Annotated in this window: 12 protein-coding genes; 11 read left to right on the forward strand and 1 reads right to left on the reverse strand. The window is 72.1% G+C overall.

Translation table 11 applies throughout. The annotated features are described in order from the left end of the window. Positions 1-39: 39 nt before the first annotated feature. Positions 40-795, reverse strand: a complete 756-nt coding sequence (locus AB0927_RS25115) for an arylmalonate decarboxylase (protein WP_366669953.1) — start codon at positions 793-795, stop codon at positions 40-42. Between the two features lie 253 nt (positions 796-1,048). On the opposite strand from AB0927_RS25115, the gene AB0927_RS25120 reads away from it, so the two are divergent. The 11 genes from AB0927_RS25120 to AB0927_RS25170 all read left to right on the forward strand — a co-directional run bounded on the left by AB0927_RS25120 (position 1,049) and on the right by AB0927_RS25170 (position 13,351). Further along, on the forward strand, positions 1,049-2,209 hold the full coding sequence (locus tag AB0927_RS25120; protein ID WP_366669954.1) for an isopropylmalate synthase: 1,161 nt from the start codon (positions 1,049-1,051) through the stop codon (positions 2,207-2,209). Positions 2,210-2,268: 59 nt separating this feature from the next. Beyond that, a complete protein-coding gene (locus tag AB0927_RS25125; RefSeq protein ID WP_366669955.1) occupies positions 2,269-2,454 on the forward strand; it encodes a lysine biosynthesis protein LysW in 186 nt (61 codons plus the stop codon). Between the two features lie 30 nt (positions 2,455-2,484). Then, positions 2,485-3,333 carry a RimK family alpha-L-glutamate ligase gene (locus AB0927_RS25130; protein WP_366669956.1) on the forward strand — a complete coding sequence of 283 codons (849 nt, stop codon included), beginning with the start codon at positions 2,485-2,487 and terminating at the stop codon, positions 3,331-3,333. Beyond that, positions 3,330-4,385 (forward strand): N-acetyl-gamma-glutamyl-phosphate reductase, encoded by a 1,056-nt coding sequence (argC, locus tag AB0927_RS25135; protein WP_366669957.1) that lies wholly within the window; start codon positions 3,330-3,332, stop codon positions 4,383-4,385. The genes AB0927_RS25130 and argC overlap by 4 nt, the downstream gene beginning before the upstream one ends. Further along, the gene (locus AB0927_RS25140; RefSeq protein WP_366669958.1) at positions 4,382-5,173 is read left to right on the forward strand and encodes an acetylglutamate kinase; all 792 of its coding nucleotides are present in this window, start codon (positions 4,382-4,384) and stop codon (positions 5,171-5,173) included. Before argC ends, AB0927_RS25140 begins: the two co-directional genes overlap by 4 nt. A gap of 25 nt (positions 5,174-5,198) precedes the next feature. Beyond that, positions 5,199-5,762, forward strand: coding sequence for a gamma-glutamyl-gamma-aminobutyrate hydrolase family protein (locus tag AB0927_RS25145; protein ID WP_366669959.1), 564 nt, complete (start codon positions 5,199-5,201; stop codon positions 5,760-5,762). 149 nt (positions 5,763-5,911) lie between these two features. After that, positions 5,912-7,045: a Glu/Leu/Phe/Val dehydrogenase dimerization domain-containing protein gene (locus AB0927_RS25150; RefSeq protein WP_366669960.1), complete on the forward strand. Its 1,134-nt coding sequence runs from the start codon at positions 5,912-5,914 to the stop codon at positions 7,043-7,045. Continuing rightward, a complete protein-coding gene (locus AB0927_RS25155) occupies positions 7,042-8,733 on the forward strand; it encodes an AMP-binding protein (RefSeq protein WP_366669961.1) in 1,692 nt (563 codons plus the stop codon). Before AB0927_RS25150 ends, AB0927_RS25155 begins: the two co-directional genes overlap by 4 nt. Positions 8,734-8,891: 158 nt before the next feature. Then, the gene (locus AB0927_RS25160) at positions 8,892-10,199 is read left to right on the forward strand and encodes a pyridoxal phosphate-dependent aminotransferase (RefSeq protein WP_366669962.1); all 1,308 of its coding nucleotides are present in this window, start codon (positions 8,892-8,894) and stop codon (positions 10,197-10,199) included. Between the two features lie 937 nt (positions 10,200-11,136). Further along, positions 11,137-12,099: a PDR/VanB family oxidoreductase gene (locus AB0927_RS25165; RefSeq protein WP_366669963.1), complete on the forward strand. Its 963-nt coding sequence runs from the start codon at positions 11,137-11,139 to the stop codon at positions 12,097-12,099. Between the two features lie 34 nt (positions 12,100-12,133). Then, the gene (locus tag AB0927_RS25170; protein WP_366669964.1) at positions 12,134-13,351 is read left to right on the forward strand and encodes an acyltransferase; all 1,218 of its coding nucleotides are present in this window, start codon (positions 12,134-12,136) and stop codon (positions 13,349-13,351) included. The last annotated feature ends 10 nt before the right edge of the window (positions 13,352-13,361 follow it).

The following is a 13,361-nucleotide window of genomic DNA, read 5'->3' on the forward strand; positions in this document are numbered from 1 at the left end:
GGGGGACGTACGGGACGGCCGTTCAGGGAGCCGGGACGGTCAGGCGGCGTCCGCGGCGAGCGCCTCCGTCCGCCGGGCGAGCCGCCGCAGCAGCGCGTGGTCGTCCTCGACGGGACGGCAGTCCACGGTGCGCAGCGCCCACCAGGCACCGGCCAGGTTGGAGGTCAGCAGCACCCGGTCGTCCTGCCGGGCGAGTTCGTCCAGCGCGGCGAGGGTGTACATGCCCGTGCCGGTGAACAGCAGCGCCGCGTCGTCCGGGACGTCGTGGCCGCGCACCCGCTCCAGGATGGTCTCCGTCGTCACCTCGTACGGGTTGAAATGGTCACCGGCCGGTACCGGCACGGTCCGTACGACGGTGAGGCCGGCCTGCTCCCAGAAGGTCCGCGAGGCGTCGGTCAGCCACGGTTCGTACGGCGACACCAGGACCAGCCGGGTCAGGTCCAGGGCCTCGCACGCGGCCAGGATGGCCTGGGTGGAGGACTGCACCGGATAGCCGGCGCGTTCGCCCAGTTCCGCGCAGAACCGGCGGTCGCCGTCGGGCCCCAGCAGGTAGTGGGAGGCGCTGCACGCCACGAGCGCGGCGTCCAGCCGCATCTCCCCGAAGCTGTCCAGCGTCCGGGGCAGCACCGCGTTGTAGGTCTCCAGCATCTCCCGCAGCGCCATCCCCGGGGTGACCGGGAAACGCGTCGCGAAGACGTGCATCCGGTCGCCGACCAGGCTGTTGAACTCCGGCTCGGCCGTCGGATTCTCCGGCGGGACGACAACTCCGAGCCGAGGTATGGCGGAATGGGCCATGACGGGATCCCCAATCTCTCGAATCGAACGAGCCCGACCATAATCCGCAGCCGCCGCCGAGGACAGCCCGCGCCGGGTAATTTGGCAGGCCTCTGACCTCTTTCTCCTCTGTCTGTGCTTCCTGACATTCGCTTGACAAAGTCTCGCATATCCCTGACACGGGAATCCTTGACCCCTAATGGGCGGTTCGGAAATCTAAGCGCCAGACGTTCACCGCAGCGCCCGTTTCCGGAATTCCCAAGGAGTGAATGCGATGGCGGTAACAGCGCAACGCGACGGTCTCCCGCCGGGGCTGCCGCACCTGTCCGACGCGACACTGCGAGACTCCGCGCACATGGCCGGCGTGGAGTTCGGCCCCAAGGATGCCACGGTCATCGCCGACCTGCTGGTGCGGACCGGCGTGGAACTGGTCGAGGTGGGCATGATCTCCGGCCCCTCGCCCAAGGACGCGGACCTGATCCTCGCCACCCACGAGTCCATCGGCCCGGAACGCAGCATGTCCCTGGTCGTGGTGCGGGACCGTCAGCAGGTGCGGGGCGCGCTGGACGAGGCGCGGCGCCTGGGCGTGACGCACGTGATGTTCTCGATCCCCACCTCCGAGGAGCACGCCCGGCTGAAGCTGGGCACGCCGAGCGCCAAGTACCTGCACAACGTGGCGCGCGCGGCAATCGAACTGGCCAAGGAGCACGGCTTCCACGTCACGTTCAGCGGCGAGGACGGCGCCCGCACCCCCAGGGAACGGCTGGTGCCGTACGTCACGGCGGGCTTCGCCGCCGGGGCCGACCGGTTCCGGCTCGCGGAGACCGTCGCCTGTCTCTCACCGTGGCAGATGGAGGAGAAGATCGCCGATCTCACGGCCATCGACGGCTCCGAGATCGAGATCCACTCGCACAACATGCTGGGCATGGCCGTCGCCAACTCGCTGGCCGCGGTGCGGGCCGGCGCCGAGTGGATCTCGGCGACGGTGGGCGGCATCGGCGAGCGGGGCGGCAACGCTCCCCTGGCCGAGCTGCTGACCTCGCTGCGCGTGGTGCACGGCGACACCCGCTTCGACCTGAGCCACCTCACCGAGCTGTCCGCCGTGGCGCTGGCCGGGTCGGGGCTCGGCGAGGCCTTCCAGTCGGGCCCCACCACCTCGCACGCCTTCGCCTACGAACTGCCGGGGCAGCTCAGCAACCCCGAGGCGTACGAGACGCTGCCCGCCGAACTCGTCGGCAACCAGCGGGAGTTGCGGGTCAGGTCACGGCTGACGCCGGCGCTGGTGCGCTGGGCGCTCGCCGACGAGGCCGAGGGGCTCGACATCGACGCGCTCATCGCCTGGCTGACGCCTCGTCAGGGGGAGCGGGGCAATCCGCTGCTCGACCGGGAGGCCCTGCGCGCCCGCGCCGAGGAGTTCCGGTCCGCCGGCCGCTGACGGACGAGCCGATTCCCGGGCCGTCCGGGCCCGGCCAACCACCCCAAGGAGAGGCAGAGATGTCCACCACCATGCTGACCGGCGCTTGCCCGGAGTGCGAGACCGACCTGACGACGCCGCCGATGGTCAAGGGAGAGACCATCGCCTGCCCCGAGTGCATGCTGACGCTCCGGGTCGAGGACGTCCAGGACTCCCGGCTCTCCCTCCAGATGGTCGAGGTGCAGCTCCGTGACTGGGGCCAGTGAGCGCGCGAGCGCGGGGAGGGAGTGACCTTCATGGGCGGCAACATCGCCATCGTCTCGGACCGGATCGCCTGGGAGGAAAGGGAGTTGATCCGCTCGGCGGACGCCTTCGGTCTGCACATCGAGTGGGTCGACGACGGGGCGCTGTGCCTCGGTGACCCGGACGCCGCGTCCCTCGCCGACTACGACGCCGTACTCGTGCGCAGCCGCAGCTACACCCGGGGCGGCCTGCTGGCGAACATCGCCGAGGCTTCCCGGATACCCACCCTCAACTCGGCCGCGGCGATCAACGCCTGCGAGAACAAGCTGGTCCTGCGGGACCTGCTGCGCACCGCCGGCCTGCCCGTCCCCGACTTCCGGCTGGTGCTGTCCCGCCGGGACTTCGAGAAGGCGCTGCGGGAGCTGCCGCTGCCGCTGGTCCTCAAGCCGGTCTTCGGGGGCATGGGCAAGCGCGTGACGCTGCTGCGGGACGCGGACACGGCACAGTCGGTGTACGACTACGTCGAAGACCTCGGGCACGCCTTCGAGCAGGCCTGCCTGGTGGAGCCGTACCTGGAGGGCGGCTCGGTGCGCTGCCTCGTGGTCGGCCGGGAACTGGTCGCCGCGGCCCGGTTCACCAGCGGCGGCACGGACTGGCGCAACAACGCGGCGCTCGGCAACCGCACGGAGTCGGTGGCGCACGATCCCGAGGTCGCCAAGCTCGTCGACGGCGTCGTGGACGTCCTCGGCCCCGGCATCTACGGCATCGACCTGTTCGGGACGCCGTCCGGCTTCGTCGTCAACGAGGTCAACCACGCGCCCGGCTTCCGGGGCGTGGCCTCGGTGACGGGCGCCGACATCCCCTCGGCGGTGGCCCGTTACGTACGGGAGGTCGTCGGATGATCCGCGTCGGTGTCGTCGGCGCCTCCGGACTGGCCGGCGGGGAACTCATCCGGCTGGTCAGCCAGCACCCGGAACTCGAACTGACGTTCCTGGGCGGCTCTTCCAGCGTCGGACGGCGCCCGTCCGAGCTGCATCCGGGTCTCCGGCTGGACCTCGGCCTGACCGTGGAACCGGTCACCACCGACCTCTCCGGCCGGTGCGACGCGGTGTTCCTGGCGACGCCCGCGCCGGTCTCGGCCGAGCTGGCCGAGCGGCTGGCCGACCAGGTGCCCTGCGTCCTCGACCTCAGCGGCGCCTTCCGGATCCGTACCCCCGAGCTGCACGAGCGGTGGTACCCCAAGGTCCGGCGGCGCACCGAGCTGGCCGACCGGTTCGTCTACGGCGTCCCGGAGCTGGTCGGCGAGGAACTGGTCGGCGCCCCGCTGATCTCGCTGCCCGGCTGCTACGCCACCGCCATCACGCTGGGGCTCGCCCCGCTGGTCCTCGGGCTCGGGCTGGACATCAGGACGGTGGTGGTGGACGGCAAGAGCGGCTCCAGCGGTGGCGGACTCCAGCTACGCACCCCGGACCTGCATCCGCTGCGCAGCGGGGCCATCGCGCCGTACGCCCCCACGGGGCACCGCCACGCGGCCGAGGTAGGCGACTTCTTCGGGCGCGGCAAGCCGGGCACGATCGGCTCGCTGAGCATGTCGGCCTACGGGGTGTCGCACGTGCGCGGTCTGATGGCCAGTTCCTATGTGTTCACCGACCAGGAGGTGGACGCCCGGCAGCTCCAGCGGGCGTACCTGCGCTTCTACAAGGGGCGCCCGTTCGTCAGGGTCCGCAGGCACACCGAGACGCTGATCCCGGTGCCGGACCCGCAGGCGGTCCTGGGGTCCAACTTCTGCGACGTGACCGCGCTGCACGACCCCGAGGGCGGGCGCGTCGTCGTCCTCGCGGCGCTGGACAACCTGGTCAAGGGCGCGGCCGGGCAGGCGGTGCAGGCACTCAACCTGCGGTTCTCGCTGCCGGAGGAGACGGGGCTGGCCATGCAGCCGGTGATGCCGGCATGAGCGGGCCCACTCCCACGGTCGTGAAGCTGGGCGGCAGTTGCCTGGAGGGGCTGACGGACGCCTGGTGGGACGACCTGGCCGAGCACGGCCGGGAGCGTCCGCTGGTCCTGGTGCACGGCTGGTCCAAGCCGCTGAAGCGGCTGCACCCCCGGTACACCGAGCCCTCGGCGGTGCTGCGTGACCGCTACGGCAACCAGAGCCGCTGGACGACCCCCGAGGTGATCGATGACATCAAGGCAGTCAGCGCGGAGCTCGGCGCGGAGGTCGTCCGACGGCTGGCGAGCCGCGGTGTCTCCGCGTCCCGGCTGGTCGGCAGCGAGGGGCTGGTCCGCGCCGGTGAGGGCGAACGCTGGTGGTGGCGCGACAAGCAACTGGTCGAGCTGGACAACCTGGTGGGACCTATCACCGGGGTGGACGCGGGCCTCCTCCGGCACGCCCGGCCCGGGCACAGCGTCCTGGTCACGCCGCTCGCCCGCAACCCCGCGGGCCAGGAGGTGAACACCGACGCCGACCGGGCCGCCGCGGCCGTCGCGGGCGGCGCCGGTGCGGCGGCCCTGGTCCTGGTCACGGACGTCGAGCACCTGCTGGTCGACGGCGAGCCGGTGCGGCACATCACCGCCGAGGCCGCCGCGGCCTTCCGCGACCGCGGGGCCACGGGCGGCATGCGCAAGAAGCTCCGGGCCGCCGGTGAGGCGCTGGAGCGGGGCGTCGGCCGGGTGGTCATCGGCAGCGCGCCGCTCGCGGACCTCCTCGCCGGGCGCACCGGCACGGTCGTCACCCGGTCATGATCCCGAGCGGAGAGGAGCGGAACTCGTGGCCACATCCCGGGTTCTGGTGGTGAACAACGGGACGCTGTCCCTGAAGCAACTGCGCGCGCGGTTCGAGGAACTGGGCTCCGAGACGGACACGGTCGACGCCACCTCGGTGCCGGGCCGGCTGGACGGGCGCTATCAGGCGATCGTCCTCAGCGGGACCAAGGTGCGGGCCTACGACCGCGACCACTACCGGCCGCTCGTCGACCTCGTCATGAACGCCGGTGTGCCCGTCCTCGGGATCTGCGGCGGCATGCAGATCATCGCCGTCGCCCACGGCGGCGAACTGGCCGAGGGGCCCCAGCGGGTCGGCGGGTACGAGGTGGGGGTCGACAAGGAAGAGCCCCTGTTCTCCTACGTGAAACCGACCGTCACCGTGTTCCACCGGCACACGCTCTATCTGCGCGCGGCGCCCGAGGGATTCCGGTCGATCGGGCGCTCGGAGCACGCCCCGGTGGAATTCCTGCGGTCGGCGGACGGCCGGATCCTCGGCTCGCAGGCGCATCTCGAATTCCGTACGGACGGCCGCGAGATCCTGCGCGGATTCGCCGATCTGTACCGCTGAGCGGTGCGCCGGCTCCGACTGACCCACCGCCTGACTCACCGCATGATCCATCGCCCCATCCATTGCCTGATCTTCATTGCCTGATCCGACGCCGGATTCATCGCCGGATTCATCGCCTGATTCATCCGATCGATCGTGAGGTTCGCGAAATGAGCGTTCAAGACGAGGGCCTGGAGGCCGGAGAACCCGCCTTCACCGTGTCCCTGAACGGCAGCGGTGGCCCGCTCAAGGGCTGGGTCGTGGTCGACACCCTGGTCGACTCGCTGGCCATGGGCGGCACCCGGATGACGCCCGACGTGACCGAGGAGGAGGTGCGCGCCCTGGCCCGCGGGATGACGCACAAGCTCACCCTGGTGGGCCTGCCGATCGGCGGCGCCAAGGCGGGCATCGTCTCCGACGGCACGGCGCGGGAGGAGACCCTGCGCACCTTCGGCCGTACCGTCGCGCCGCTCCTGCACGGCGGTCTCCACCTCGGCTGCGACCTCGGCGTCACGCCGGCCGACCGGGCGGTGTTCTTCGCCGAGGCGGGCTACGACCCGCGCCGCAAGAACCGTGCCGTCGACATGCCCTACGACTGGCGCACCTACTACGAGCCGCTGGTGGACTGCACCGGTCACGGGGTGGGCGTCGCCGCTCTCGCCGCGCTGGAGCAGCTGCACGGCGCCACCGGCTCGCGCCGCGTGGTCATCCAGGGCTTCGGCACCGTCGGCCGGGCCGTGGCGCGCTTCCTGGAGGCGCGCGGCCACCGGATCGTCGGGGTGGCGGACATCGAGGGCACCATCAGCGCCGAGCGGCTGCCCGCCGACGACCTGATCGCCCTGACCGACAGCTTCGGGCGGATCGACCGCTCCCGGCTGCCGCAGGAGGTCACCGTCTCCCAGGAGCCGGAGGCATGGCTCGACGTGGACGCCGACGTGCTGGTGCTCGCGGCCAACCACAACGCCGTCAACTCCGCCAACGTGCACCGCCTGCGCGCGGGTCTGGTGGTCGAGGGCGGCAACATCACGGTCAGCCCCGAGGCGAAGCTGAAGATGGCCGTGGCCGGTACGACGCTGGTGCCCGACGTCGTGGCCAACGTGGGCGGCGCCGCCGCCGCCGGGCTCGCCCTGGCCCGGATCGTGCCGTTCGAACTGCCGGGTGACGCGCGCAAGGACTGGGTCTTCGACTGGGTCGCCACCCGGGTCCGGAACAACACCCGCGACCTGCTGGAGATCGCCGCCGAGAGGCCGCAGAGCGACCCCCTGCCGACACTCGTGTCCGCCCGCCGGAAGGAGCACCGATGACCGAGGCCCCGGTACGGCCGCGGCCGCTGGAGACCGTCTCGATCACCAGCCCGCTGCCCCACGACCGTCCGGCCCGTGAGGCCCTGTACCGCCAGCGCGGCTGGTGGCGGGACCAGACGTTCCTCGACGATCTGCGCCGGCAGGCGCGGCTGCGTCCGCACAAGCTGGCCATCGCGGCCCGCCGGATCGCGCATGCCCGCACCGACACCCTGGACTACTCCGATCTGTCCCGGCTGACCGACCGGTTCGCCGGCGCGCTGGTCGAACTGGGCGTCAAGCGCGGTGACTTCGTGGCGGTGCAGTTGCCCAACCGGTGGGAGATGGTGCCGCTGATCTACGCCTGCATCCGGGTCGGCGCGGTGATCTGCCCGATCTCCCCGGTCTGTCCCGAGGAGGAGCTGCGCCACCGGCTCGGGCTGACCGAGGCCCGGGTGTGCGTGACGGTGCCCGAGTGGGACGGCGTTCCGCTGGCGAAGGTGGTCACCGGGCTGCGCGACGAGCTGACCAGTCTCCAGCACGTGCTGGTGCTGGGCGGCCGGGCGCCCGAGGGTGCCCAGGACTTCCACGAGCACTTCGTGGCCAGGGCCTGGGAGGACGTGCACGGCGACGAGGAGATGGCCGGGCGCACGCTGGCCCCCGACGACCCGTTCGTGGTGCTGTTCACCTCGGGCACCACGGGCGAGTCCAAGGGCGTGCTGCACAGCCAGAACACCGTGCACGCGGCCGTCCGCGGGTACGCCGACACGTTCCTGCTGGACGACACCCTGGTGGCGGTGGTGACCACTCCCCTGGTCCACTACTCGGGGTTCGCCCAGGGCATCCTCGCCGGGGTGATGCTGGGCGGGACCATCGTCTTCCAGGACATCCGCAAGAACGACGCGGTGCTCGACCTGGTGGAACGCTACCGGGGCACGCTGGTGTACGGGCCGCCCCCCACGCTGACCGACATCGCCGAGTCCCAGCGCCAGGACCCGCGCGACGTGAGCAGCCTGCGCCATGTGGTGACCGGTTCGGCGCCGGTGCTCCAGCCGCTGGTCGACGAGTTGCGCGCGACGCTCGGGGCGCGCACCTACTCGCTGTGGGGCATGTCGGAGAACGGCCCGGTGACCATCACGCGGCTCGACTACAACCAGGACTGGGCCGCGCACAGCAATGGACGTCCGATCGACGCCATGGAGATCCGCATCGACAAGTGCCTCAACCCGGACGAGCGGGCGCCCGTCGGGCGGCTGCGGGTGCGCGGCGCGTCGCAGGCGCTGACGTACTACCGGCGCGACGCCGTCTTCGAGGAGCAGATGATCGACGACGGCTGGTTCGACACCGGTGACGTGGCGCGTGACGACGGCCGGGGCGGCATCCGGGTGCTGTGCCGCGCGAAGGACGCGATCATGCGGGACGGCATGGTCGTGCCCATGGCCGAGCTGGAGTCGATCATCGCCCGGCACCCGAAGGTGTCCGAGGTCGCGGTGGTCGGACCGGGCGGCACGGTGTCCGACCCGATCCTGGCGGTGATCGTGCTCAGCGGCGACGAGGTGCCCTCGCTGGAGGAGATCCGCGAGCACGTCCGCGCCGCCGGCCAGGACGAGCGGTTCCTGCCCGACCGGCTGGAGGCGATCCCCTTCCTGCCCAAGACCCTCACCGGCAAGATCCGCAAGGCCGAACTGCGGGCCCGGTTCGGTCCGGCGTAACCCCGCCCGAGCCCCCTGTTCCGGGCCCGCGCCGCCAACTCCCTGCGCCAGGACGCCGTGTCCGGGTGCGCGCGGGCCCCACCGGGGGCCGGCCGGTGCGCGACGCCGGCCGGCCCCCCGGTCCACGCTCATGCCTTTTCCACTCATGGGAGTCAGTCATGCCCGAACCCGCTCCGGTGACCATGTCGGCCACGCTCGCCGCCGACGAGGCACTCGCCCGCAGGCGGCTGGCCGGTGAGCAGGTGATCTCCATGGCCAGCGGCGAGATCGGGCTCCCGGTGCTGCCCGTCCTCAGGGAGCGGCTGGCCGCCGCCGCGCACCACAACGCCTACGGCCCGGTCGCGGGCAGCGCCGCCCTGCGCACCGCCGTCGCCGGCTACTGGGGACGGCGCGGACTTCCCACCGATCCGGACGACGTCGTCGCCGGGCCCGGCAGCAAGCCGCTGCTCTTCGGGCTGCTCCTGGCCGTCGGCGGTGACGTGGTCGTCCCGGCACCGAGCTGGGTCAGCTACGCGGCGCAGGCCGAACTCATAGGCGTACAACCGTTGTTCGTCCCCGTGCTGCCGGGCCAGGGCGGGGTCCCCGATCCGGACCGGCTGCGGGAGCGGGTCGCCGCGGCCAGGGCCGCCGGGCGGGACCCGAGGTCCGTCGTGGTCACCGTGCCGGACAACCCGACCGGCACCGTGGCCGAGCCCGGCACCGTACGGCGGCTGGCCGAGGCGGCCCGGGAGCTCGGCCTGGTCGTCATCTCCGACGAGATCTACTGCGACCTGGTGTTCGACCCGAAGACCCCCGCGGTCTCCCCGGCGGTGTACGCCCCCGAACGCACCGTCGTCACCACCGGTCTGACCAAGAACCTGGCGCTGGGTGGCTGGCGCATCGGGGTGGCCCGGCTCCCCGAGGGCGGGCTCGGCGGGGCGCTGCGCGGCCGGCTGACCGGCATCGCCAGCCAGATCTGGTCCAGTCCCACCGCGCCCGTGCAGGAGGCCGCCGCCTACGCGTTCGGTGAACCGCCCGAGGTCGTACGGCACATGGACGCGGCCCGTGGGCTGCACGCGGCGGTGGCGCGCGCCGTGGCGGACCGCTTCACGGCCGTCGGGGCCCACCTCGCCCCCGTGCGCGCGACCTGCTACCTGTACCCCGACTTCGAGCCGCTGCGCGAGCACCTGGCGGCCGCCCACGGCGTGCGCACCGGCGCCGGACTGGCGGCGCTGCTCGGCGAGCGGTACGGCCTGGGCGTCCTGCCCGCGAGCGCGTTCGGCGACGACGCGGGTGCCCTGCGGCTGCGCGCGGCCACCAGCCGGCTCTACGGCGAGAGCGACGAGCGGCGCTTCGCGGCGCTGTCCGCCCCGGACCCCCTCGAACTGCCGTGGATCCGCGCCGACGTGGACCGCGTCGGGGCGGCGCTGGCCGACCTGGCCGGTGACCGCGCGGGCGGACGGGAATCGAACCCGCCTGCCGCGTAGCCCTTTCTGATCCTCCGTCATCTCTTCTCCGAGTCACCCCTTTGGGAGGGACCGTCATGCACGTCATCTTCGAGACCGAGTACCACGGCGAGCGTCATGTGGGCCTCGGCACCCCGGCACCGGGTGAGACGCTGACTCTCTACCGGGTCACCGGCCGGTCGCCGGCCGCGGAGTTCGCCTCGGGCGCCGACGCGGACGCGGTGGTGGACGCCGTCACCGGCGGGGCCGAGCCCGTCACCGTCGCCGCCGACGACCCCGGGCTGCGCCTGCTGCCGCCGCTGCTGCCCACGGCCACCCAGAATGCCCTGGTCAGCGGCTTCATGGGGACCCACCGCTCCAAGTTCGACTCGGCGCCCAGCGACGATCAGGAGTTCGTGCCGCCCAACTGGTTCTTCAAGGGCCTCGGTTCCTGGCTGCGGCTGCCCGGCGAGACGCTCGTGGTCCCCGAGAACCCGGTCGCGCTGATCGAGGAGCCCGAGGTCGTGCTCGTCTACGTCAACGACGAGACGGGCACCCCCCACTACGCCGGCTACACCTTCGGCAACGACCTGTGCGACATCGGGCTGCACCGGATGAACCCGGGCTGGAACCCGTACTGCAAGCTGTGCGACACCGCGATCGCGCCCTGGCTCTTCCTGGGCGAGCCGCCGGCGACGGTGAGCGGGCGGGTCACCATCACCCGGGACGACGTGCCCGCCTGGGAGGGCCGGTTCGACTGCGGCGGGGACGCGCTGTACTTCAAGGTCCAGGACATGACCGACAACCTGTTCGACTATCCCGCGCTGCGCCGCCCGGGACTGGTCAACTACGTGCTGCTGGGCGCCGACAAGGCCAGCTTCCACGACGGCTTCCGGATCGCCGACGGGGACCGGGTCACGATCGACGTGAAGAGCCACAACGTCGCCTTCGGCAATGACATCCGCTTCGGCGGCACCGTATGAGCGGTGCCGAGGAGCCGTACGACCTGCTGGTGCACCGGATGACCTGGGAGGCCGAGGACGTCCTGTCCCTGGAGCTGGTCGATCCCCGGGGCAAGCCGCTGCCCTCCTGGACGGCCGGGGCGCACATCGATCTGCACCTCGACGGGATGGTCCGCCAGTACAGCCTGTGCGGAGACCCGGACGACCCGGGCCGGTACCGGGTGGCCATCCTCAAGGACCCGGCGTCGCGCGGCGGTTCGGCTTACGCGCACACCACGCTGCGGCCCGGGGCGAGCGTCACCGTGCGCGGTCCGCGCAACCACTTCGAGCTGGCCGACGCCGACGACTACCTCTTCGTCGCCGGCGGCATCGGGGTGACGCCGCTGCTCGCCCACGCCCGCGAGGCCGGGGCCCGCGGCCGGCGCTGGCGGTTCTGCTACGCCGGCCGCGGCCGCGCCTCGATGGCCTTCGCCGACGAGCTGGACCGACTCGCCACGGCCGAGCGGGTGGTGACGCTCCAGCCGAAGGACGAGCGCGGCCGGCTGGACCTCGACCGCGTGCTGGCCGAGGCCCCGGCGGGCGCCCTGGTGTACTGCTGCGGGCCCGAACGGCTGCTGGACGCCGTGGAGTCCGCGTGCGACCGGCTCGGCATGCGCGACCGGCTCCGCGTCGAGCGCTTCGCGACGACCGCCACCGCGCCGCCGGAGGGCGAGACGTCCTTCGAGGTGGAGTGCGTCCAGTCCGGGATGACCGTCGTGGTGGGCCCCGACGAGTCGATCGTCGACGTGCTGGAGGACGCCGGTGTGCTGGTGGACGCCTCCTGCCGGGACGGGGTCTGCGGCACCTGCGAGACCCCGGTGCTCGACGGGGTGCCCGACCACCGGGACGTCGTCCTCACCGACGCGGAACGGGACTCCAACGCCACCGTGCTGATCTGCGTCTCGCGCTGCCGCTCGCCCCGTCTCGTGCTCGACCTGTGACGCCTCGAAGACCCTCCCAAGGAGTGAGCGATCCATGACCACCGAGCACTTCGCCGAAGAGGCCGCCCCCGGGCCGCCGGTCGCCGTGGCCCCGCCGGCGGCCGGTCCGAAGAGACCGGCCGCCCCGTCCGCGGCCGACAAGTCGCAGCTCGCCCGCCTGCCCACCCTCACCGGGTTGCGCGCCCCGGTGGCGGTGGCCGTCTTCCTCTTCCACTCCGCGCTGATGTTCCCCGCCCTGCGGCTGTTCGCCGACGACTCGCTGGAGCACCGGTTCTACCGAGCCGTCGAGCAGGTCGGCGGCCTGACCATGCCCTTCTGGTTCATCCTCAGCGGCTTCATCCTGGTCTACTCCTACCGGGGCACCCAGTCCGCGGGGGCCTGGTGGCGCCGGCGCTACGTCAAGATCGTGCCGCCGTACATCGTGGGCTGGATCCTGGCGCGGGTGCTGGTGGAGGGCGTCGACGGGGCCACCACACCGCTCCAGGACGTGCTGAGCTTCTTCATGCTCCAGTCGTGGTCGCCGGACGTGCCGACCAACTTCGCGGTGAACAACGTCGGTTGGTCGCTGTCCACCGAGGCGTTCTTCTACCTCGCGTTCCCGGCGCTGTTCCCGCTCCTGCGGCGCATCCCCGCGCACCGGCTGAAGTACTGGATCGGCGGTGTCCTCGCGGCGATCTGCGTGGTGCCGCTGCTCACCTACGCCCTCATCCCGGTGGGCACGGCCGTCGTGCCCAACGAACCGTCGGACTCGGCCAACTACTTCTGGTTCGCCTACATCTTCCCGCCCGCCCGGCTGCTGGACTTCGTCCTGGGCATGCTGGTGGCGCGCGCCGTGCTGCTCGGCCGGTGGCGCAACATCGGCATGGTCTGGGCCGGGGTGCTGCTCGCCGTCTCGTACGTCGTGGCGCTCAACCTGCCGCTGATATGGGGCCTGCGCGTGGCCTGCGTGATCCCGGCGGCGCTGCTGATCGCGGCGGGCGCGCTGGCCGACCGGGAGGGGCGGTACAGCGTCTTCCGCAACCGGGCGCTGGTCTGGCTCGGCGACGTCTCCTTCGCCTTCTACCTGGTGCACTACACGGTGCTGGAGTACACCCGCAAACTCCTCGGACACCGGCTGTTCGCCACCCCGACCGGCATCGCGCTGATGGTCGGGGAGTTCCTGGTCTCGCTGCTGCTGGCGTGGGCGCTGTACGCGCTCGTCGAGCGGCCGGTCACCCGGCGTTTCTCCCGGCCGCGCCGGGCGCACGCCTGACCGGGACACC

This window comes from Streptomyces sp. NPDC048106 (genome assembly GCF_040706415.1).
Lineage (GTDB): Bacteria > Actinomycetota > Actinomycetes > Streptomycetales > Streptomycetaceae > Streptomyces.